This is a genomic window from Bacillus alkalisoli (assembly GCF_002797415.1).
Taxonomy (GTDB): domain Bacteria; phylum Bacillota; class Bacilli; order Bacillales; family Bacillaceae_I; genus Bacillus_CD; species Bacillus_CD alkalisoli.
This window is the reverse complement of the sequence record NZ_KZ454944.1, coordinates 3,313,853-3,335,297: the sequence shown is the minus strand read 5'-3', so window position 1 is coordinate 3,335,297 and position 21,445 is coordinate 3,313,853. Positions and strand designations below refer to the sequence as shown.

29 protein-coding genes and 1 pseudogene are annotated in these 21,445 nt (G+C 35.1%); 19 read left to right on the top strand and 11 right to left on the bottom strand.

Annotated elements, in window-relative coordinates:
• The first annotated feature begins 39 nt into the window (after positions 1 to 39).
• The 6 genes from CDZ89_RS16755 to CDZ89_RS16730 all read left to right on the top strand — a co-directional run bounded on the left by CDZ89_RS16755 (position 40) and on the right by CDZ89_RS16730 (position 5,786).
• A complete protein-coding gene (locus CDZ89_RS16755) occupies positions 40 to 849 on the top strand; it encodes a hypothetical protein (protein WP_157842773.1) in 810 nt (269 codons plus the stop codon).
• Entirely contained in the window at positions 785 to 2,467 is a 1,683-nt protein-coding gene (locus CDZ89_RS16750; protein WP_100334038.1) for a glycoside hydrolase family 13 protein, read from the top strand. Before CDZ89_RS16755 ends, CDZ89_RS16750 begins: the two co-directional genes overlap by 65 nt.
• Before the next feature lie 489 nt (positions 2,468 to 2,956).
• A complete protein-coding gene (locus CDZ89_RS16745) occupies positions 2,957 to 4,597 on the top strand; it encodes a glycoside hydrolase family 13 protein (RefSeq protein ID WP_100334037.1) in 1,641 nt (546 codons plus the stop codon).
• A gap of 144 nt (positions 4,598 to 4,741) precedes the next feature.
• The gene (locus tag CDZ89_RS16740; protein WP_096155543.1) at positions 4,742 to 5,056 is read left to right on the top strand and encodes a DUF3243 family protein; all 315 of its coding nucleotides are present in this window, start codon (positions 4,742 to 4,744) and stop codon (positions 5,054 to 5,056) included.
• A gap of 198 nt (positions 5,057 to 5,254) precedes the next feature.
• The gene (locus CDZ89_RS16735) at positions 5,255 to 5,461 is read left to right on the top strand and encodes a stress-induced protein, KGG, repeat-containing protein (RefSeq protein WP_096155542.1); all 207 of its coding nucleotides are present in this window, start codon (positions 5,255 to 5,257) and stop codon (positions 5,459 to 5,461) included.
• 142 nt (positions 5,462 to 5,603) lie between these two features.
• Complete coding sequence (locus CDZ89_RS16730) at positions 5,604 to 5,786, top strand: hypothetical protein (protein ID WP_096155541.1); 183 nt, start codon at positions 5,604 to 5,606, stop codon at positions 5,784 to 5,786.
• Between the two features lie 62 nt (positions 5,787 to 5,848).
• On the opposite strand, the gene CDZ89_RS16725 is transcribed toward CDZ89_RS16730, so the two are convergent.
• On the bottom strand, positions 5,849 to 6,421 hold the full coding sequence (locus CDZ89_RS16725) for a DoxX family protein (RefSeq protein ID WP_096155540.1): 573 nt from the start codon (positions 6,419 to 6,421) through the stop codon (positions 5,849 to 5,851).
• A 246-nt stretch (positions 6,422 to 6,667) separates the two neighbouring features.
• On the opposite strand from CDZ89_RS16725, the gene CDZ89_RS16720 reads away from it, so the two are divergent.
• The 4 genes from CDZ89_RS16720 to CDZ89_RS16705 all read left to right on the top strand — a co-directional run bounded on the left by CDZ89_RS16720 (position 6,668) and on the right by CDZ89_RS16705 (position 8,522).
• On the top strand, positions 6,668 to 7,402 hold the full coding sequence (locus CDZ89_RS16720) for a ZIP family metal transporter (protein WP_096155539.1): 735 nt from the start codon (positions 6,668 to 6,670) through the stop codon (positions 7,400 to 7,402).
• A 114-nt stretch (positions 7,403 to 7,516) separates the two neighbouring features.
• A complete protein-coding gene (locus tag CDZ89_RS16715) occupies positions 7,517 to 7,888 on the top strand; it encodes a hypothetical protein (RefSeq protein WP_096155538.1) in 372 nt (123 codons plus the stop codon).
• Positions 7,889 to 8,308 (top strand): YhfM domain-containing protein, encoded by a 420-nt coding sequence (locus CDZ89_RS16710; protein WP_096155537.1) that lies wholly within the window; start codon positions 7,889 to 7,891, stop codon positions 8,306 to 8,308. It abuts the gene before it with no gap.
• A 19-nt stretch (positions 8,309 to 8,327) separates the two neighbouring features.
• On the top strand, positions 8,328 to 8,522 hold the full coding sequence (locus tag CDZ89_RS16705) for a YwbE family protein (RefSeq protein ID WP_100334036.1): 195 nt from the start codon (positions 8,328 to 8,330) through the stop codon (positions 8,520 to 8,522).
• Between the two features lie 168 nt (positions 8,523 to 8,690).
• Here CDZ89_RS16705 and CDZ89_RS16700 read toward each other — a convergent pair whose 3' ends face one another.
• From CDZ89_RS16700 to CDZ89_RS16675, 6 genes are read right to left on the bottom strand one after another with little or no spacing between them, the layout of a single operon-like run.
• Positions 8,691 to 9,320, bottom strand: coding sequence for a thioredoxin family protein (locus tag CDZ89_RS16700; RefSeq protein WP_100334035.1), 630 nt, complete (start codon positions 9,318 to 9,320; stop codon positions 8,691 to 8,693).
• 15 nt (positions 9,321 to 9,335) lie between these two features.
• A complete protein-coding gene (locus CDZ89_RS16695; RefSeq protein WP_157842772.1) occupies positions 9,336 to 10,427 on the bottom strand; it encodes a sensor histidine kinase in 1,092 nt (363 codons plus the stop codon).
• Positions 10,414 to 11,103 carry a response regulator transcription factor gene (locus tag CDZ89_RS16690; RefSeq protein WP_227521537.1) on the bottom strand — a complete coding sequence of 230 codons (690 nt, stop codon included), beginning with the start codon at positions 11,101 to 11,103 and terminating at the stop codon, positions 10,414 to 10,416. Before CDZ89_RS16690 ends, CDZ89_RS16695 begins: the two co-directional genes overlap by 14 nt.
• A 13-nt stretch (positions 11,104 to 11,116) precedes the next feature.
• Positions 11,117 to 11,680, bottom strand: a complete 564-nt coding sequence (locus CDZ89_RS16685; RefSeq protein WP_100334032.1) for a peroxiredoxin family protein — start codon at positions 11,678 to 11,680, stop codon at positions 11,117 to 11,119.
• A 16-nt stretch (positions 11,681 to 11,696) separates the two neighbouring features.
• Positions 11,697 to 12,404 carry a cytochrome c biogenesis CcdA family protein gene (locus CDZ89_RS16680; protein ID WP_100334031.1) on the bottom strand — a complete coding sequence of 236 codons (708 nt, stop codon included), beginning with the start codon at positions 12,402 to 12,404 and terminating at the stop codon, positions 11,697 to 11,699.
• The gene (locus tag CDZ89_RS16675; protein WP_100334030.1) at positions 12,400 to 13,053 is read right to left on the bottom strand and encodes a hypothetical protein; all 654 of its coding nucleotides are present in this window, start codon (positions 13,051 to 13,053) and stop codon (positions 12,400 to 12,402) included. Before CDZ89_RS16675 ends, CDZ89_RS16680 begins: the two co-directional genes overlap by 5 nt.
• Positions 13,054 to 13,468: 415 nt before the next feature.
• On the opposite strand from CDZ89_RS16675, the gene CDZ89_RS19780 reads away from it, so the two are divergent.
• Positions 13,469 to 13,612 carry a hypothetical protein gene (locus tag CDZ89_RS19780; protein ID WP_157842771.1) on the top strand — a complete coding sequence of 48 codons (144 nt, stop codon included), beginning with the start codon at positions 13,469 to 13,471 and terminating at the stop codon, positions 13,610 to 13,612.
• Between the two features lie 52 nt (positions 13,613 to 13,664).
• Here CDZ89_RS19780 and CDZ89_RS16665 read toward each other — a convergent pair whose 3' ends face one another.
• A complete protein-coding gene (locus CDZ89_RS16665) occupies positions 13,665 to 14,300 on the bottom strand; it encodes an FMN-dependent NADH-azoreductase (RefSeq protein ID WP_100334028.1) in 636 nt (211 codons plus the stop codon).
• Positions 14,301 to 14,494: 194 nt separating this feature from the next.
• Positions 14,495 to 14,641 (bottom strand): hypothetical protein, encoded by a 147-nt coding sequence (locus tag CDZ89_RS20015; RefSeq protein WP_198508253.1) that lies wholly within the window; start codon positions 14,639 to 14,641, stop codon positions 14,495 to 14,497.
• A gap of 235 nt (positions 14,642 to 14,876) precedes the next feature.
• Here CDZ89_RS20015 and CDZ89_RS16660 point away from each other — a divergent pair, with 235 nt between their 5' ends.
• The 3 genes and pseudogenes from CDZ89_RS16660 (at position 14,877) to CDZ89_RS16650 (ending at position 16,616) form a co-directional block, all read left to right on the top strand.
• Positions 14,877 to 15,218 carry a rhodanese-like domain-containing protein gene (locus CDZ89_RS16660; protein WP_227521536.1) on the top strand — a complete coding sequence of 114 codons (342 nt, stop codon included), beginning with the start codon at positions 14,877 to 14,879 and terminating at the stop codon, positions 15,216 to 15,218.
• Between the two features lie 221 nt (positions 15,219 to 15,439).
• A pseudogene (locus tag CDZ89_RS16655) lies at positions 15,440 to 15,824 on the top strand (VOC family protein).
• A 210-nt stretch (positions 15,825 to 16,034) separates the two neighbouring features.
• On the top strand, positions 16,035 to 16,616 hold the full coding sequence (locus tag CDZ89_RS16650) for a hypothetical protein (RefSeq protein ID WP_100334027.1): 582 nt from the start codon (positions 16,035 to 16,037) through the stop codon (positions 16,614 to 16,616).
• On the opposite strand, the gene CDZ89_RS16645 is transcribed toward CDZ89_RS16650, so the two are convergent.
• Entirely contained in the window at positions 16,613 to 17,644 is a 1,032-nt protein-coding gene (locus tag CDZ89_RS16645; RefSeq protein ID WP_100334026.1) for an IS1595 family transposase, read from the bottom strand. The two genes, CDZ89_RS16650 and CDZ89_RS16645, sit on opposite strands and share 4 nt — an antisense overlap.
• 152 nt (positions 17,645 to 17,796) lie before the next feature.
• Between CDZ89_RS16645 and CDZ89_RS16640 the strand changes: the two genes are divergently transcribed.
• The 5 genes from CDZ89_RS16640 (at position 17,797) to CDZ89_RS16620 (ending at position 20,183) form a co-directional block, all read left to right on the top strand.
• Positions 17,797 to 18,126 carry a PadR family transcriptional regulator gene (locus tag CDZ89_RS16640; RefSeq protein ID WP_096155529.1) on the top strand — a complete coding sequence of 110 codons (330 nt, stop codon included), beginning with the start codon at positions 17,797 to 17,799 and terminating at the stop codon, positions 18,124 to 18,126.
• Entirely contained in the window at positions 18,123 to 18,758 is a 636-nt protein-coding gene (locus CDZ89_RS16635) for an HAAS signaling domain-containing protein (RefSeq protein ID WP_100334025.1), read from the top strand. The genes CDZ89_RS16640 and CDZ89_RS16635 overlap by 4 nt, the downstream gene beginning before the upstream one ends.
• A gap of 70 nt (positions 18,759 to 18,828) precedes the next feature.
• Positions 18,829 to 19,227 carry a hypothetical protein gene (locus CDZ89_RS16630; protein ID WP_100334024.1) on the top strand — a complete coding sequence of 133 codons (399 nt, stop codon included), beginning with the start codon at positions 18,829 to 18,831 and terminating at the stop codon, positions 19,225 to 19,227.
• Positions 19,228 to 19,240: 13 nt separating this feature from the next.
• Positions 19,241 to 19,627 carry a hypothetical protein gene (locus CDZ89_RS16625; RefSeq protein ID WP_100334023.1) on the top strand — a complete coding sequence of 129 codons (387 nt, stop codon included), beginning with the start codon at positions 19,241 to 19,243 and terminating at the stop codon, positions 19,625 to 19,627.
• A gap of 118 nt (positions 19,628 to 19,745) precedes the next feature.
• A complete protein-coding gene (locus tag CDZ89_RS16620; protein ID WP_157842769.1) occupies positions 19,746 to 20,183 on the top strand; it encodes a hypothetical protein in 438 nt (145 codons plus the stop codon).
• 544 nt (positions 20,184 to 20,727) lie between these two features.
• Here CDZ89_RS16620 and CDZ89_RS16615 read toward each other — a convergent pair.
• A complete protein-coding gene (locus CDZ89_RS16615; protein ID WP_100334021.1) occupies positions 20,728 to 21,429 on the bottom strand; it encodes a metallophosphoesterase family protein in 702 nt (233 codons plus the stop codon).
• Positions 21,430 to 21,445 lie beyond the last annotated feature (16 nt).

Here is a 21,445-nt window from a genome sequence, read left to right as displayed (position 1 = left end):
ACCAAAGCCAGGTGCGAAGTGACCGAAGCAAGGTGCGAAGTGATCGAAACTAGATGCGAAGTGACCGAAGCAAGGTGCGAAGTGACCGAAACCAGGTACAAAGTGACCGAAACAAGGTGTGAAGTGACCGAAGCAAGGTGCGAAGTGACCGAAGCAAGGTGCGAAGTGACTGAAACAAGCTGCGAAGTGACCGAAACAAGCTTCGAAGTGACCGAAGCAAGCTTCGAAGTGACCGAAGCAAGGTGCGAAGTGACCGAAGCAAGGTGCGAAGTGACCGAAACAAGGCACAAAGTGACCGAAGCAAGGTGCGAAGTGACCGAAACTAGGTGCGAAGTGACCGAAGCAAGGTGCGAAGTGACCGAAACTAGGTGCGAAGTGACCGAAGCAAGGTGCGAAGTGACCGAAACTAGGTGCGAAGTGACCGAAGCAAGGTGCGAAGTGACCGAAACTAGGTGCGAAGTGACCGAAGCAAGGTGCGAAGTGACCGAAACTAGGTGCGAAGTGACCGAAGCAAGGTGCGAAGTGACCGAAACTAGGTGCGAAGTGACCGAAGCAAGGTGCGAAGTGACCGAAACTAGGTGCGAAGTGACCGAAGCAAGGTGCGAAGTGACCGAAGCAAGGTGCAAAGTGACCGAAGCAAGGTGCGAAGTGACCGAAACAAGGCACAAAGTGACCGAAGCAAGGTGGAAAGTGACCGAAACTCGGTACAAAGTGACCGAAGCAAGACCCATAGTGACCAAAACAAGATACAAATTATATAAAATAATCGAAGGGACGGCGAACAATGCAAAAAACATGGTGGAAAGAAAGTGTCGTATATCAAATTTATCCAAGAAGCTTCATGGATAGCAACGGAGACGGAATTGGCGATATCCAAGGAATTATCTCAAAATTAGACTACCTAAAAGAATTAGGAATAGATGTTATTTGGTTATCACCGGTTTATAAATCTCCGAATGATGATAACGGCTATGACATTAGCGACTATAAAGATATTATGGACGATTTCGGAACAATGGCAGATTGGGAAGAAATGCTTGCAGAAATTCATAAGCGCGGCATGAAATTAATTATGGACTTAGTAGTTAATCATAGTTCAGATGAGCACGAATGGTTCATAGAGTCAAAGAAATCAAAAGATAACCCTTATCGTGATTATTATATTTGGCGAGAAGGAAAAGATGGAAAAGAGCCAAATAACTGGGAAGCAACGTTTAGCGGATCTGCTTGGGATTATGATGAAGCAACAGATGAATATTACCTTCACCTTTTCGCGAAAAAACAACCTGACTTAAACTGGGAAAATCCACGCTTACGCCGTGAAGTGTACGATATGATGAAATGGTGGTTAGATAAAGGTATCGATGGTTTCCGTATGGATGTTATCAACTTTATTTCCAAAGTAGACGGTTTACCAGACGGTGAGTTAAAAGAAGGAAAAAAATACGGATCTGGTTCTAAATATTTCATGAATGGACCTAAAATTCATGATTACCTTCAAGAAATGCACCGCGAGGCGATAAGCGGGTATGATGTTATGACAGTTGGAGAAATGCCAGGCGTAAACCCAGAACAAGCACAGCTTTATACAGATGAAAATCGTAATGAAGTGAACATGGTATTCCAATTTGAGCATGTAGATTTAGATTCTGGACCTAACGGAAAATGGGACTTAAAACCACTAGATTTAAAAGACTTAAAGTGGAGCTTATCTAGATGGCAAAAAGGATTAGAGAAAACAGGTTGGAATAGCTTATATTGGAATAACCACGACCAACCACGAATCGTCTCTCGCTTTGGGGATGACAAGAATTATCGTATGGAATCTGCTAAAATGTTAGCAACACTTCTACACATGATGAAAGGAACGCCATACATCTACCAAGGTGAAGAAATTGGGATGACAAACGTTAAATTCGATTCAATCGAAGACTACCGAGATATTGAACTATTAAATATGTATAAAGAAAAAGTGGAAGCTGGTGTTCCAGTAGAAAAAATCATGGAAAGCATTTATGTAAAAGGGCGTGACAATGCACGAACTCCTGTTCAGTGGAACGAAAGCGAAAATGCAGGCTTTACAACAGGTACTCCATGGATTAATGTAAATCCTAACTATAAAGAAATAAATGCCGAGCAAGTAGTGAAAGACCCTAACTCTATTTTCCATTACTATCGTCAGTTAATTGCATTACGCAAGCAACATGAGATAATCGTATATGGAGATTATGATATTATCGTCGAAGATCACCCTCAAATTTATGCTTTTACTAGAACTTTAGGGGAAGAGAAACTGTTGGTTGTATGTAATTTTTACGGTGAGACAACAACATTTGATTTACCGGAGCAATTAAAAACATTAACAGTTGATAGCCTTTTAATAAGTAACTATGAAGTGGAAGAAAAAGAAGTAATCGAACATATCGAACTTCTTCCATACGAAGCAAGAGTGTATAAATTAAAATAAATCTAGAGTAGATACCCGAGTGAGTTTCATAATGTACAATTACTAAACGAAAAACGAATATTAAACCTATTCTTTCATATAATTAACGTTTTATATCGAACGTTATTTAATAATAATACACTGAACATTCGTTTTTCACTATACGAACAGTAATTATGAAATTGATTCACCCATATAAAAATAGAATCGCACCATGAAAGATGAAGAGTTAAAGATTTCATTTTAACTTATCAATATTAATTAAGTTGTTGTTTGCGGATGGTGAGAGACTCCTGCGGGAAAAGTGCGTCAAGGGAGACCCCACAGGCGCATGAGCCGAGGAGTAGGTTTTTTCATGACAGTGAAAATAACCTTCCTTTTACCACCCGCGGAAAGCGAACACCTTCCGCGAACAACAACGATTAGTACTCAATACAATACTTTTCGGGTAGGGCTTATGTGTTATGTGCCCTGCCTTTTTACCATATCTAATGTAAAGGAGCGAAGATAATGAATAAAAAATGGTGGAAAGAAGCGGTTGTTTATCAAGTATACTGGCGCAGTTTTAATGACACAAATGGTGATGGTTACGGTGATTTACAAGGTGTTATCGAAAAGTTAGATTACATAAAACAACTAGGTGTAGATGTAATCTGGTTAAATCCATGCTATGAATCTCCTGATGTGGATAATGGCTATGACATTAGCGACTATTACGGTGTCATGGAAAAAGCAGGAGACATGAAAACATTGGAGCGTTTGATTGCAGAAGTTCATAAACGAGACATGAAAATTATTATGGACTTAGTAGTAAATCATACTTCTAATCAACACCCATGGTTTATGGAGTCTGCTTCTTCCAAAGATAACCAAAAACGCGATTGGTATATATGGAAAGACCCACATCCTCAAACAGGTGAAGCTCCAAATAACTGGAGATCTTATTTTGCACCATCTGTGTGGGAGTACGATGAAAATACAGAACAATATTACATGCATTCATTTGCGGTGGAGCAGCCAGATTTAAACTGGGAAAACGAAAAAGTTCGAAATGCCATTTATGAAATGATGCGTTTTTGGCTAGATAAAGGGATTAACGGCTTCCGAATGGATGTTATTAACTTGCTTGCAAAATTAGAAGGTTTTCCTGATGCGGAAAATCCATATGATATTTCTTACTTAGGAAATAATCCAGGTATCCACGAGTATTTACAAGAGATGCATGATAAAGTACTACGTCACTATGATGTGATGACAGTAGGAGAGATTCCTTTCGTTACTCCAGAGGATGGCGTGTTATATACAGGGGAAGACCGTAAAGAATTAAACACGCTATTCCATTTTGAAGTAGCAGATAACATGGCAACATGGGATATGCTTTGTTTTAAAAAAATTCAAAAACGCTGGTACGAAGGATTAAAAGGAAAAGGCTGGAACTCTCAATTTCTAAACAACCATGATCATACTCGTCAAGTAACACGTTACGGTAATGACGGAAAGTATCGAGTGGAGTCTGCAAAACTACTTGCTACACTTGTTCATACATTACCAGGTATGCCTTATATTTACCAAGGAGAAGAAATTGGAATGACGGGTGTAAGATTTGATTCAATTGAAGATTACAACGACATTGCGATGAAAAATAAATATAAAGAAGAAGTAGGAAAAGGTAGAAATCCAAAAGAAGTGTTTGAAAGCTTACTATTATTAAGCCGTGACAACTCTAGAACTCCAGTTCAATGGAATAGCGAAAAAAATGCTGGATTCACATCGGGGACACCGTGGATTAAAGTGAATCCTAACTATAAAGAAATAAATGTAGAAAAAGCTCTGCAAGATGAGAATTCCGTATTCTATTTCTATAAAAAACTAATTCAACTCCGTAAAGAAAATGAAGTAATGGTATATGGTGACTTTGAAGATCTATCCGAAGGTGATGAAAAGTTATACACGTATACTCGTGCGTACAATGGAGTAAAATGGTTAATCATTTTGAATCATAGCGACGAAGAATATAATTTAACATTGCCTAGGTCTTTAGACGGAACGAAAAAAGAATTAATTTTAGCAAACTATGTAGGTGTGACAAGTAACAGCGACATGGATCAAACTGTCTTGCGTCCACACGAAGCAAGAATTTATAGACTTTAATATACTACAAAAAGCCCAGTCGCTAATCCTAACGACTGGTTTTTTTGTAATGAAAGTTTGTTTCTTTGTAAGTCAGGGAATGGAGATAGTGTCGCAAATCTTTTCTGTTTCATATGTGACAAAAATAGAGAGGAGTCGATAAGTATGAATACGAATCAAAAAACGGAAGAAAAGCTAAAAGACATTTCTAGTGAACAAAAACAGGAGATCTTAGATAATTTCCAAGGGTTCATGGATTATTTAAAAAAGCAAATTAACCGCGGAGAAAAACTAGGTTTAAATGAAGAGCAATTAGCAAAAGCGGCAGAAAAGGTTGCCGAGCATTTGAACAAACATGAAGAACCACAAAACCGTGAAGAATACGTCTTAAACAAAATGTGGAATGTAGCAAAAGATGACGAAAAACATGCTATCGCACATGTATTAGTACGTTTGGCAAAAGAAGAAGGAAACGTTTAAACTATTAAGGTAATATATAAGTAGAAACTACTATTTTAATTTCTCGTCTCAAAAAGTGTTTAATCTTTCGCAAACCATGGTAAATGTATTTATGTGAGTTCGTTTCTAATGAAAAATCAAATCATCATGAGAAGCTAAATTCATTATGAAACGGACTCATGAAAAATTCATAAAACCATTAACAGGAGGATGATGAACATGACAAACAATAATAATCAGAATCAGAGCAATGGTACAATGAGTTATGAAGAAAGAGGTCGTAAAGGTGGAGAAGCAACGAAGCAAAGTCAAGGCAAAGACTTTTACGAAGAGATTGGTCAAAAAGGCGGAGAAAAAACAAAGCGTGAGCATGGCACGGAACATTACGAGGAAATTGGACAAAAGGGCGGCCGTAGCTCCAATTAATAATATAGGACAAGCTATTCGATAATAATAAAAAGAAGCCGATTTTGGCTTCTTTTTTGTATCTTCTAAAAGTACATACTCCTTTACTCTATAAGCATCATACAGTGAACCATACGGAATTGAGAAGGAGGCTACTTTAATTATGATTATGTATCAAGGATACGGTGGTCAACCAATATATTATCATTGGCCAACTTTTCCTAGTCATCAACATATGACTACACACCAACACGATAGTTCTCACACGCATAATTATCACCCACATGCACATTTTGGATATTTTTATCCTTGGAACTTGTACACAGAACGTAGTTGGATGTACTAAATACAAAAAGCAAGAGAGGAAGTGTTATCGTTATAACTTCATCTCTTGCTTGCGTTTAAAGTTTATATTTGTCTAGTTTTTTCTTTTTTCTGAGAAGCGTTACGATTCCATGGTGTGCCTAAGAAAGGAAGTGCCCAACGATCTAGTCCAATCCACCCTGAATTTTTCCAAGCAAGTACGAGCCATGTTGCAAGGACGAATAATATTGGATTCGTACTTAGTGTTCCTGCAAAAAGGAAACTCACATTCATTACTCCGCCAAAAAATGCTGCGATACCAGTTAATAAACCAAGAATTAGTCCTATTCCAACCAAAAGCTCACCGTATGCAACTACATAACTGAATACTTCCGCATTTGGGAGAGCCACATTTTCTAAAAAGCTTGCATACCAACCTGTTACATCTGCACCACTTTCTGCTTTTGCGATAGCGCCATTTAAATAACCTTTAACAGCTGCACCAGCATTTTCTCCAGTCCAAGCATCACTTGTAACCTTCTTCCATCCAGCTGTAAGCCATGCATATCCAACGTATAGTCTAACAATTAACCAAATCCAAGCAGCGCGTGTACTGCTGAATAGAAACTTTGAAACGGGATTTTCAGGGATAATAATATTACTTCCTTTACTTTGCAAATAAACGCCTCCCTTTTCTAAAAAAACAAGCAATTTTTTGTTAATTTCTACCTTAATTGTAACGAGGAAAAGCGTTTAATTATGTGATATTTATCACACCTTTGGAAAATAGTAAGTTGTAATAGTTAATCATATGCACTTAAACTAGGTAAGTTTCATAGTGTATATGAATAATTTTTCGCGAATCTTAAAAAGATATATGTGATATAAGTTTTTTAGCTATATTTTATTAGGAGGCGTTCACTCATGTGGAATGCCCTGTTTTGGGGGACGTTAGCAGCATCTGCAACAATGGCAGGAGCTATATTAGCAATGAAAGTAACGATACCTCATCGCATTGTCGGTTACATAATGGCTCTAGGGACTGGTGCTTTAATTGGAGCAACTGCTTATGAGCTGCTTGAGGGTTCATTAGAAATTAGTGGATTTAAAGAAGTGGCAATTGGCTTTTTAGGTGGTGCATTAACCTTTACAGTCCTAGACTATTTTGTTTCACATAAAGGAGGGCATCAACGAAAAGGAGTGGACCGAGAGCAGAAAAAAACAGATAGTTCTTCTGGTATGGGGATTTTTATCGGAAGCGTCATGGATACAATACCAGAAACAGCATTGATTGGAATGAGTTTGATTGGCGGTGGATCTGTTAGCTTAGCACTAGTAGTATCAGTGTTTATAAGTAATATTCCGGAAGGGCTTTCGAGTACAATAGGACTTAGAAAAAGTGGCTTCTCGAAAAAAAAGATCCTCATTATGTGGGGCTTCGTTGTTATTGCTTCCGCCTTGAGTGCGGTAGGTGGAGCAACTATTTTTGCAGAAGCATCCAATAGTATGAAAGCCATTGTAAGTTGTTTTGCAGGAGGTGCCATCATTGCAATGATTGCCTCGACGATGATGCCAGAAGCATATAAAGAAGGCGGACCAACAGTTGGATTTGTAACTTCCATAGGAATCTTTATAGCTTTATGGTTGCATCATTTATAGGCATTTCTAATGTGCAGATAGATTAAGTCTATCTGTTTTTTTGTTATTCGTTTACATTTGTTCATTTGAAATGTAATATTTTACAGTAAGAGATTTTTTATAAGGGGTAAAATAATGAAAAGTATATCTAAAAGTAATTCTAAGATTAGATACTTCTTGCTACTATTAATGTATTTAATAATTGTTTCTTTAGTCTTTTATAGTACACCCTCCATGACAATTTTTATGTTATGCTTATTCCTTATTACTATATATTTTATATTTTTATATTATATTAGTTTAAAAGAAGGAATGACGCTAAGAAAAAGAATTCCATACGTTTTCGTAACAATATTTACAGCGTTACTGGTCAATTGGTTATTAGGATCGCCGATTAAGATGCACATTGTAATTATAGCTGTAACATCTACAGCTATTGCTTCACATATAGAGCAAAGAAAGAATATGGAAAAGGAGAATACATATATGGAAAAGGAGAATACATAATTGAAAAAACTTTTATTCATAATATCTTTAATATATCTCTCAGCTTGCAACGTAAATCAAGTTGATACAATGGTGCTTTTAAATGAAAAAGTGACAAAAGTGGAAGTATCCAGATCTAACGGCATAGGGGATGTGAATTTAGATATTCTAACAACGTATGAGGACAAGCCAACCATTAGAATTTTTGAAAATGCTATTAAAAGTGCAGTGCAAAAAGAAGTCACTATACCGAAATCTACACCAGATTATGACTTAATCATTGATTATGGAGACAACTTTCCAAGGCATGCCATCCATTTGTGGCTTGGAAATGATAAAGAACAAAGTATTATGATGTACATGGTTGAAGGTGGAGATACTTACGTCACTTCCATGAAGATAACAAAAGCTTTAAGAGATCTACTACTAAATGCGGAATAGATAAAAGGAGAATAAGCCATTGCCAGGAACAAAAAGAGCTAATATAAAAATAGGAACGAAAGTGAAAGTAGTTCAAAAGCAAGATCAACGTAGTGGGAAGTTAACGGAAGGTATTGTATCCAAACTACTCACTAATTCCCCAACACATCCTCATGGAATAAAAGTAATGTTACAAAATGGTGTGGTTGGTAGAGTGAAAGAGATTATTGAGTAGCACAAACAAATAAAAACAAATTTCCCCGGAAATAGACATGTGAAGTTGGAAATAGTCGAAAAAATGTTCCCTCCTAATGGTAAAGCTGGGATGGGAATTTAAACATTATAAATGAAGAGTAAATTGAAAAACCTTTCTTAGCGTGTGCGTAGAAAGGTTTTTTGAGAACTACACTAGTTGTACTTGTGTAATTCCAAATGGTCGAAGTGTTTCTAATAAACATGCTTCCCTATTTCGATTGTTTTCCTCATCTGAAACATCTGTATCACTTATATAAACCTTGGCTAAAGAACCTTCAAATTCGATTAAATTAAGTTTACTTTTATTAGAGAATGGATTAATGTAGCCTTCCATTGCGGTTGAAAGCAGCACATTAACTGCTGTTATTCTAGGTGTTGTAACATTTGTTTGATTCTCATATGTTATTTGAAAAGGATGTAATAATGAATCCTTCATTAAATAGATAGTATATTGTTCCTCAATTAAAGAAGGGGCTGATTTTTTAATCGGAGTTTTCTTTTCAAAATTACCATGTTCAATCATTTTTGCAATCTCACTAGTTTCTTTAAAACCCTCTACCCTAGTAAGTTCTTTTTCATCTCCAGACAAAAATAAAGTAGTAGGGTTTTTATTTATGCCAAAGTTGTTTGTTGTCGTTGGGTCTTGATCTATAAATATTTTCCTCAGTTTAATAGCAGGTAAAATTTTTGCGGTTTCTATTAAGACATCGTTCATTGTCCTTCCTAATGGACAGGCTGAATTAGTAAATAAAACAATTTTTGCTATTTTACTGTTCACTTTTTTCGCCCCCTGTTACAGTACTGTAATTGGAATGGAAAACCAAAATGTATGAACATTTCCCTGTGAATTTAAACCGACTGTCCCTCTATGACTTTCAATTATTTCTTTTACGATAGCAAGACCAAGCCCAGAACCACCTAGGTTACGATTTCTTGAAAGCTCTGCTCGATAAAAACGTTCAAAAGGTTGAGTGGGATAATCTAACACAATGGGTAGACCTTCATTCGTTACTTCCACAAAGTAGTTTTCTTTTTCCACATAACCTTTAATTCGCAGCCATTTCCCTCTGTCATATTTAATAACATTTTGCATTAAGTTAGTTATTACTTGTTTCATTCCATCTTCATTTATAGGTGTCAATACATCTACCATCTCTACCGTAACGTTAATATTTTGCTTATTGAATTCTCTTTGAAAGTTTCCTAGTTGTTGCTTAAATAAGTCTTTTAACGAAATGGATTGACCCCCTATATTCTTACTCCTATCAAGATGATTCCAATAATTTATTTGCTGTAATTGTTCTACTAAATTAGTGAGTCTCATTGATTCTTCGTAAAGCGAGTTATATAAATTTTTATCTCCTTCTAAGACACCTGTACTGAGTGCTTCTAAATATCCACTAATATTTGTTAAAGGAGTTCTTAACTCGTGTGCAATGTCTCGTGTCATTTTATCTCGATATATTTCAGAAGCTTTTAGTTGATCAACCATATAATTAAATTGATCAGTAAGCTGACCTATTTCATCATTCGTCACTTTTTCTATCGTTTTAGGATGATTCCCCTTTGCGATTTCTTTAGTCGCAAAAGTTAAAGAGTGAAGAGGAGATATTAACTTATTAATGAAATAAAAATGAACTACTGCAGCTACAACAATAGAAAAAGCAGTTGCTGTAATTAAGTACGTGTTCATCTTCTCAATAAAGGCATCTCGTTGCTCAAGACTCATAGAGCTTTTTGTTTCAATCAAATAACAAGCAAAGTCTTTGACAGAGATACCAACTAACCAAATTACTAAGCCGAAAATAACACTGTTAATGAAAGTTAACTTCCACATAATTGAAGTGTTTTTGGATATAGTAAAAAACTTGTTAATACGCAACAAACTTATACCCCATTCCTCTTATCGTTTGTATACAATCAGGGGCTTCCATTTGACTTAGTTTCTCTCGTACGTTACGAACATGAACATCAATGGTCCGTTCTGTAATAAATTTTTCATCATTTGGATAGAGTTCCGTAATCATTTGTTCCCTTGATAGAATTTGATTTGGGTGTTGCATTAGTAGATGAAGAATCTTCATTTCATTACCGGTAAGTTTTAGGGAGTTGCCTTTAAAATTGACTTCTCCTTTTAACGGTTTAATTGTGAGTCCGTGGTAACTAATTTTATTACATCGGTTTGAGGTGCGACGAAGGACCGTTTCAACTCTTACTACAAGTTCACGAGGACTAAATGGTTTGGTGACATAATCGTCCGCGCCAATCTTAAGACCGTTAATTCTATCTTCTTCACTAACTCTCGCTGTTACCATAATGATTGGACTGTCACTTTGTTTCTCTTTTCGAATCCATTGACAAACAGCTTCTCCACTTACCTTTGGTAGCATTAAATCGATAATAGTAAAGCATGGATCATAAGTCTCATACATTTGCATTGCTTGCTCGCCGTCTTCTGCTTCCCAGACTTCATATCCTTCTTTTTCCAAATAAATTTTCATCAATTGTCTAATTTTTGGATCGTCTTCTACAATTAATATTGATTTTCCCTTTGTATTCACAAGTACCTCCATTTTAATTTACATCATTAATGAAGTCGTCCATCATCTCATAAGACATTGGACCAATTATTTTCCTTTGTATTCTTCCTTGTGTATCTATTATATAGCTAGTCGGAATGGAGTAAGCTTGATACATCTCACCAACCCTTCCATCCACATCTAATGGAGTAGGAAAAGTTAGTTTAAATTCATCTTCAATAAATGGGCGAATATCTTCAGTATTACGTTCAGCCGTTGTTAAATTAACAGCAATGATAGTAAAACCTTCATCTTTTCTATCTTCGTATAAGTCTTGCATATGTGGCATTTCTGCTCTACAAGGTGGGCACCATGTTGCCCATAAATTTAAAATAACTTTTTGACCTCTGAAATCGGATAACTTAATAGTTTCTCCATCTAACGTCTCGAGTTCGAAGTCTGGTGCAAGCTTGCCTTGTTCTAATCCTATTTCTATATTACCATCTTCTTCTGCACTAGAAGTAATAGGTGGCTCTGTCTGATTTTTATTACTTAAATCCATAAGTCCCCAACCGACTAGTACTGTTAAGAAAATAATTACTATTATATTGCGTTTCAATGAAATCTCTCCTTTATTAAATGTAAGTAAATTGTGCTAGCCATCCACTTAGTCTTTGGAATTGTCCTGTAAATAGTAGTAAGCCAAGAATTATTAATAAAGCACCATTGATGATACTTAATTTTGGTAAAATCCTATTAATATTTTTAACTGCTTTAAGTGAGTAGGTCACGATAAAGGAAACGACCAGAAATGGAATTCCTAAGCCTAACGAATAGACAGTTAACATTAATAACCCATTTGTCATCGTATCTACAGAGGCAGCTAATAATAAAATGGAAGAAAGGGCAATGCCTACGCAAGGTGTCCATCCGAACGCAAAAGCCATTCCAATTAAGAGGGAATTCCATAATCCCGTCTTACGATTTTCTACTTCCACACGTTTTTCACGCATCAACATCTTTATTTTTAATAATCCAGCCATCTGCAAACCGAAGATGATTATTAATAGTCCACTTATTTTTTCAATAAGTAGACGATTGTCCATAAATAATTGCCCAACAAAGCTAGCAGATGCACCGAGCATGATAAATACGATACTAAATCCTAATATAAAGCTAATGGAGCGAATAAATACGATTCTTTTTTGAACGTTCACTTTACCATCTTTAACTGCAGAGCCTGTTAGAGTTGCGATATAAGCTGGTATTAATGGGAAAACACAAGGGGAAAAAAATGAAAGCAATCCAGCTGTGAATGCAACAAGTAAAGTTAAATTATCAATGGGAATTCCCTCCTTTTAATGGAGTAATTAATAAGATTAATATGACTAAAATGTAAATAACCTGTAACAATGTAAAATGCAATACAAATGGTGCACCGACTGTAAAGTATTGCAATAGAATCTGTATCAAACTATAAACGATAATGAAGTTATTTATTTTTTTGAAATGACCTATCGTACTTTTATAAAGAAAGCCGAGGAGAGTAATCCCTATAATGACTTGTGTAATGCTATAAATCATCTCGGACCATATATGAATGAAGTGAAAGACAATAGACCAACCTACTACTCCAACAAAAAGTAATTCTATATATATGGCAAATGGAGTTTTCTGATTGAAAGATTGGTAGACGAGATAAAGACTGGCAGTAAAAAGACTGATGAGAACGCCTTTTGATCCACCATCAAAATACAAGATACTTATAGGGTTAGAAAATGCATAGACAGGGTGAAATAGAAGGTAACTAAACTTCCAACTTAGTAAGGCAATAATCGCTCCATTAATGAGTGTGTCTACTATTCTTTTTTTATGTAAGGATGACCCATTAAGTCTCAACACAATCATTAAATATCCACCTAAAGAAGAAAGTCCCCAATAAAGCCAATGGACTGGGAGCATAATAGGTCCGATTTCAATAAATTCCTGCATTGTTTTCCTCCTTTCTTCATTAGTTATACTAGGTGATTGTTAAGAAATGATTAAGATTTTAAAGATTATGAGGAGATAACCCTTCCTTCAAGGTTAAGTAGTTAGTCTTTAACTTGGAAACTAAAAAAAGATTCCCCAAATTGGAGAATCTTTCTTCTACGACAACACCCCGCCCAAAGTTTTTAAGCTAAAATACTCAAGGGCTTGATTAACATCTTGGATTTTATAGATTTTATTTTCGATGCAGTATTGAATAACAAGGTCAAAAGTGTCACTATCTGAAAGAGAAAATCTAGCTGAACTTAGAAGCTTTGTTGTATCATCTATGGTTAGTTCTAATGCTAGCGCTAAAGATGTGATTGTATTCTTACTAGGTTTATAGCTTTCTTTAGCTTCAAAGTCTATGTATTGCTTCATGGGGGCAAATATCGATGAAGAAAAAGAAGCGGATAGCCTTGGAATAGACGCAGAAAATGCCTACAACTTTGAAGCATCCGAAAAAGGCGTAGAAGTAATGTACGATATAGTTTGCGAAGCAATAATAGAAAAAAGAATATAGTATATTACAAGGATATTACGAGTGCCTGGCACCTGTAATATCCTTGTAATATTTAAAATGCGTGTGCTAAGTCTTTTGCTCTTGCGATGGCGTTTTCTTTAATTTCTTGTGCTTTGTCTGGCATTGCAGCGTGCCCTTCTACGAACAATCCTTCGAATGAAGGAACCCCGTAAAACTGCATGATAATATCTAAATAACGGTGTCCCATTTCCATAGCTGCCGCTGGTCCTTCTGAATAAATTCCCCCACGTGCTTGAATGTGTAGAGCTTTTTTATCCGTTAACAATCCAACTGGACCTTCAGCTGTATACTTAAATGTTTTTCCTGCAACTGACACAGAGTCAATGTAAGCTTTTAATACAGGCGGGAAAGAGAAATTCCATAAAGGTGTAACGAATACATACTTATCAACGGCAATAAACTGTTCAACTAATTCATTTAAACGACTAACTTTTGCTTTTTCTTCTGCTGATAGCTCATCAAAACTTTGACCAGAACGTAATTTACCCCATCCATTGAATACATCTACATCAATGTGAGGAATATCTTCTGTGTATAGGTCTAAATTTATTACTTCATGATCAGGATTCATTTCTTTGTAAGTGTCAATAAAAGCCTTTCCAACTGCCATACTATAAGACAAAGTATCATCATGAGGATGTGCTGTAATATATAAAACTTTTGTCATTCTTTAACGTCCCTTTCTCTTACAAATATATTTGTCGTTTTATTTTTGGCCAAAAATGTGAATTTAAGTATTTATTTCGAATAAAAATATCTCATATTCGAGATTTATTATAAAACATTACAAATTATTATTCAAATATAATGCTCAAAAAAAGAGGACTGTCATAAAAGACACTCCGTAATTAGCTAAATTAATTAATCATTATTTTCGATAACGTAAGGATTACCGCTAATCTTTGCTCTCATCTCTTCCGTTAGTTTGAATGATTCAGTTGCTGCATCCACTTTAACTTCCTCATTTTGTTGGATACTTCCGTCATAATGTAAGGGTTTACTTTCCATGTCCAAGCACCTCCATAGCTATTAGTATGAACCTTACTCAATATTTTATTTAAGATGTGTAAGATTATACTTTTTGGGCTTTACTACTAACTAAGGTTTTATATTACAATAATAACATAAAATACCTAATTATAGGTTAAATGACATGAAAAAATCAGAAGAAATTCTTGTGAATATAAATGTATTTTCAAATTTTGTGGCTTTCGTTATCATTAAATAATAGAAGGAGTTGAATATGTTGGAAATCAAAAAAATAACTGTTATCGAACTAGTGAAAAAAGTGAAAGAAGAACCTACCATCATTTTAGATGTAAGAGCAATAGAAAAATACAATACATATCATATACAAGATGATAACGTGGAGACGATAAATATTCCCAAAACGATCATTTTGAATGAAAGTGAAAATAAAATTGACATTCAAAACTTTCTTCCAAAACATAAAGAAATCATAGTAACATGTACGACAGGAAACTCAGCGATGAAGTGTGCAACTATACTTGCTGAGAATGGGTACGATGTTTCGGTATTAGATGGTGGATTGACTGCTTGGAAAGAACGTAAGGAGACAAAATGATTTTGCCAAAAGTAATGCTACGGGCACTTCTACTATCTGATACGGAAGACCGTTATGTTTCTTCTATGCTATATGGTGGATACTTATTTGGCATACTAAGATATTTTGTTACTTCCTCATCTAAACTGAAAATATATTAAGTTTTAGTATACAGTTAAGAAAAATGCGGTAAAATAAATTAGAACATACGTTCCTTCGGATTATAGGAAGAGGTGCACTTAATGAATGTAAATATCCATCCTTATATCGTGTTAGATGGTAAAGCTAAAGAAGTAGTTGATTTTTATTCAAAAGCTCTAGGTGCAGAAGTAATGGGTATACAATCTTTCGGAGATATGCCAGACAACCAAGAATATCCAACTCCTCCAGAAATGAAAGAAAGAGTACTGCATGACAAGTTTACAATTAGGAAATGCACATCTTATGTTTTCAGATACAATGCCAGGCCAACCATACGAACTTGGAAACCAAGTAACAATCGCCGTAACTTTAAGTGATGTCGAAAAACCAAAAGTTATTTTTGGAAAATTAAGCGAAGACGGAAAAGTGACAATGCCATTACAAGAAACTTTCTGGAGTCCTTCATATGGACAGGTAACGGATTAGTATGGTGTACAATGGCATTTCTGTTGAAGCAGCACAGTAATAAATGGCGGAAAAGGACTCACTTTTTCTAAAAAGTGGTCTTTTTTTATCGCTGTTTTCGTAAAGATTGTTGCTATAAAGGGATTAAAGATATTAGTAGAAATAAAAAGTATACTAAATATTGAAACCTTTTAGTAAAAAAGTCCGTAAGTATATTAAGGAGTGTTAGATATGAAGAATAACTTATTGATAACTACAATAATCGGTTTAGGAGTTTTATTTGCAGGATGTCAGCAACAAACAAGTGGGTTACTTAATACTTCAAAGTTAGAAGAAGAGCAACAAGTAGGACAAACAGATAATATTCCTAAAGTGTATCATGCACCATCATTAGAAGTTGCATTAGACGCTGTTCCTTTTCAAGTAAAAGTACCTACCGAATTACCATTTGAAAGTAATGGTTTTGAAGTATTTGAAATCAGAGATTGGTTTGAGCGTGAGGACAAAAAAGACATCTCACTTACACTACAAGCAATAAACAAAGAAAGAACAGACAATCACTTTCAACTAATTGAAGTAAATATTTCTGATTTTGAAGTTAACTACGGCGGTGTAACTCCTAGTGATGAAATAACATTGAAAGATGGTATAAAAGCAGTTTACAATGGTGGGAGTAATAGTGGGGGTATTACATTTTCCTATAATGATTTAATAGTTGAAATTGGATACCTGAATCGAGATGATTCTAACAAAGTCAGTGAAGAACGCGTATTAGAAATATTGACAAATTTAGCAAACCAGATGATTGATTAATAAATTGCCGATTCACTGTATGAACTCTTTAATGACTCTACGGTGTAGTAATTCGAATTTTGAACAGCATTAAATAGAAGTCGCCTTACACGTTCTTTGTACGCGACTTTTTTACTTTGTTCCAAGTATCGAAACCAATATAAATAGTTATCCAAGTATTTTGTTGCCACACCTTGAAAACGTTCCATAAACTGTTTTAATCGTTTGTGGTAGGCATTGACATGTTGGATATGAAAGATGGACTTCCTTACATAAATTCCTTTTCGCATATTGACCATTTCATGCTGTAATCCCTTTTCTTTAGCAAACTTCTTGTAGTTTGTAGCTGTATCTGAACACAACAAAGCAGATGTGTCGATAAACGCGCCTAACACTTTATCAATATCCGTAGATTTAATCCGTCCTTTCCCTGCCATTTGAGAGATGACTTGTCCATTTCGGTCTTGTGCTACAAGAACACAAACCTGTTCATCTGAGATGCCTCGTTTTGTTGCAACACCACCACGCTTACGAGGTGGTCTATGAGTAATAGACCTCTTCCCTTTATCACTTTCTAAGAAGAATGTTTCATCACTCTCCACAATGCCTTTTAAGATGTGGTTACCTAACGAACGAACAGCATTCAAAATTTTATGTCTCCAATAAAAAGCAGTAGAAATGTGAATTTCTAAAGCTTCAGAGATTTTAGGTAACGTATAACCTTCTACCATCATTTCAAAGTATTTCAGCCATTTATGAGGGTATCGAGAACCTGATAATGGAGTGTTGGTCATATCGTTGAATGTTTTTCCGCAATCCTTGCATAAATAACGCTGCCTTGCACGATATTTCCCGTTCTTCTTGACCGATACACTTCCACAGTGAAGACAACCTAAACCACCAGAAAAACGAGTCTCACGAATGTCTTTTAACATCTTCGCAATATCTTCTCGTTCCTCTGGAAACAAGTCTTGTTTCATCGCTTGGAATAACGCTAATTGCTCTGATTTTGATAAGTCACTAAAATCACGATAAACGTGTATCCACATTGTCAACACCTCCATAAATGGCATTATATCAACCTATTTATAGTGTGGTCAAATAGCAACAATCTATACGAAAACAGCCTTTTTTATTGACTCAAGTTAGAAATAATTGTAAGTTAAATATATACCTCATAATTCTAGGTAGGTGAAGCAATATGTATGACCGTGAACTAATAAAAGGTAGTACTTCCCTCATCATACTCCAGTTATTAACCTCAGGAGATATGTATGGGTATCAAATTGTGAAAGAAATGGGACAACGTAGCGACAATACGCTAGATGTAAAAGAGGGTACTATTTATCCAGGACTACACAAGCTTGAAGAAAAAGGGTACATTACTTCCTACTGGAAAGAACAGGAAAAAGGTCCCGCAAGGAAGTACTATGCAATAACAGAGAATGGGAATGGATTACTTCAAGATAAAAAGAAAGAATGGAATTCCTTTGTAAAAATGATGAATCAAATGTTAGGTAGACATATATGAGCAGAGGAAAAGAATTGTTTCTAAACCAACTTGAAAAGGAACTGGAGTTTCATCCAAACTCTGAAGATATTTTGTTAGAATATGAAGTTCACTATGAATCTAAACTTCGTGATCTAATTTTAACTGGATTGAGTAAAGAAGACGCGGAAGAAAACGTGTTAGAACAGCTAGGTAATCCGAAAATAATCGCTTCACAGTTTTGCTACAAACCTCTTAGTAAAAAGAAGTTGAGTAATGTCACTGTCACTTTCAATTATTTACTTTTTTTAACTGGAATACTATTAACAATAAGTCTATACAGTAGTGAATTTCCATTTGCTACAACACTCTGGCAAACTTTAGCGCAAAAGAAATGGTTCGTACTATTCTTATATTTTTCTCTTTGGATTGTAGTAGGCTACGCCATTGGAAGGATTTATGGCTTTAACGGAAAGGAAACGTTAAACACTATTCTAAAATTAGCGTTAGTACCGAATGTGATATTAATGCTACTCGTGTTGTACTTTGAGCCGATTAAGAATATTTTTGAACCGTTATTGAGTCCTGCGTTTTTTCTAACATGTGTGATTGTGACAATACTTTTTTATCCTATTAGTAAAATCAGTTATAAATATGGAATAACAAAGGGATAACATCCCTACTTTTTTAAAATACATACATAGAATTACTAGGTATGTGTTTATCTATGGAGGTGCAGAAAATATGCTTATTGGAGTGTTATTTGTATTCTTTTTCGGTATTCTTCCTGTATTGTTAGGAACTTATCTTATTAGTTTATACGTTTTTAAAGATTCAAAGAAAATCCTGATTTTTTTGTATAGTATCCCAGTTGTATTAATCATGTTCATTGGAGGCTATATCGTTTATGAACGTAATTACCATTTCGTGAAAAGTACGGACATTCCTTATGAATCACAAGAGGTATTTTATCTTGGTGATGCGATCGAAGACGTAAAAAATTTTTATGGAGCGAATTATTATTCAACGGTTGAACAAGGAATGAATGTTATTGGTTACGTCGATAGAAAGCGAAGAGTTAATCTTGTTTTCTGGCATAACCAAGTAGAAATAGACTCAGTATGGGTGCGAAGAATGGAATAGGAGGTATTAACGGATGTTATTTTTTGATATTTTGTTTAGTACTATTTTTCCTATTGTAATAATTTGTTTTGTTTTTTTGATTTTCTTTTTTATTAGAAAAAATAAGGGAAGCAAGGTTGTAATTATATTCTTCATCCTTTACATGGTTGGAAAAGTTTCATACAGCGCTTATCATTCCATCTATTATCTTGCAAAAATGACAAAAGACGTAGAAGTGTACTTGGTTGAGCAAGGCTATTATCAAGAAGAATTTAAAATTATTGGAGCTGAGCGAAATGAGTTTTTAGGGTACTTAGCTCTGGTGGAGTTTTCCGATGAACCTGAAATTTATTATTTCTATCGGTATGAAAGAATGACAATCTCACAAGTGCTTCATAGTGGATTGGCCGAAAACATGTAGAGTATGAACACGAAGAGTAAAGAGAGAGGTGTTATAAGTGTACAAAAAATATTTAGTGGTTTTTAGTATTTTTATAGTTTTTATAACTGGTTGTAATAATGTTAGTCTTGAAGAAGCCATGAAGAATGTTGAATCAACAAACTTACTTAACGAGAATATTAGTGGTATTAAATTAGGCATGGTAATTACAGATGATGAATTTATAAAAGAACATGGCAGATTTAATTCTTATCCTTATGATGATGAAGATGAGTTACCGTATGAACTACTATGGAACGATAAACTTTTGATTAGAGCACTAAAAGAATCAGGTGAGATTAATTTAATTGCTCCGGAAGAAAAGAATATGTCAGCATCTACTGAGAAAGGTGTCAAAATTGGAACTCCTCTAGAAAATGTCATAGAAGTTTATGGTAGTAACTACTATACATATGAGGACAATGACCAAGGTTTACACGAAATCGGATATGTTGACCATGAACATAACATCAGTCTGTCTTTTGTGCATTTTTATGGGAAGGTAACGAATATTAGCTTGAGGAAAGATAAACCTTAATAATAATTTGAAGTTAAACACATGAGGATGATGAAGTTGATTTTTACTAAATAACTTAGATTAAACATTATAAGGCCTCTCAAGTTCATTCTCACCAAAGAGAAATTCAAAAATGAACTTGATAAGACCTATCAAGGTCATTTTCACTTACAAGAAGTTCAAAAATGAACTTGATAAAGCCTATCAAGGTCATTCTCACCAACAAGAAATTCAAAAATGAACTTGATAAGACCTCTCAAGGTCATTTTCACCAACAAGAAGTTCAAAATTGAACTTGATAAAGCCTCTCAAGTTCATTTTCATCAAAGAGAAATTCAAGAATGAACTTGATAAGTGCTCTCAATTCCATTTTTACTAAAGAGAAGTTCAAAAATGAACTTGATAAAAAAGGATGAAGCAAATCAGTGACATAAACTAAAGAGAGTCCAAAGAAACAGTCGTTTATTCTTTGGAGTCAAAACCTTTTTGCGCAGTTTTGTCCCAGCCTCAATTCATACTTCGTATACAGATGTGTCGTTGTTTCAAATAGCTGTTGAAATGATGATCATTCTACATAAATTATTTTCAAACTTTCCACTTCCAAACAGTTAAGTCTGCCTCCATAAGCACACCCACCATCAATACCGATAATGTTATTTTTGCCGAAATATACTTCAGGGCTGTTATGTAAGTACTTTGTTGGTGTGTGTCCGAAAATAACTGTTTTAGGGCCGGCATAACCTTGGTGAAATTCTTCTCGAATCCATACAAGTGTATGTTGGTCTGTTTCATGAAGTAATGTTGTTGGATGCACCCCAGCGTGTACAAAAATGTGAGTGTCTGTTTCATAATAATAGGGTAGTTCATGAAGAAATTGAATATGTTCTTTAATTTCTTCGTTCATTTCTATAAGATCTGGCATTTCCTCCGTCGTGTACCAAAACTTTGCGTCGTCTTTTGCAATATCGTATCCATAGTTTTGAAGTGTCTTTATACCACCATTGTAATACCATCTCTTTAAACTCATTGGATCTCCTTGAAAAGCGTCCATCATCATTTTTTCATGATTTCCAATCAGGGCGATGGCACCATCTTTCTTCAACTCTATTACTTTATCCATTACTTGTTTTGACTCTAGACCTCTGTCAACATAATCACCTAGGAGTAAAAGTTGGTCGTTTTCACTGTTATATTGAACTAATTTCAATAGTCTTTCGAACTTCTTTAAGTCACCGTGTATGTCACTAATAGCTAGCAGTCGCTTCAAATTTATCACTCCCATT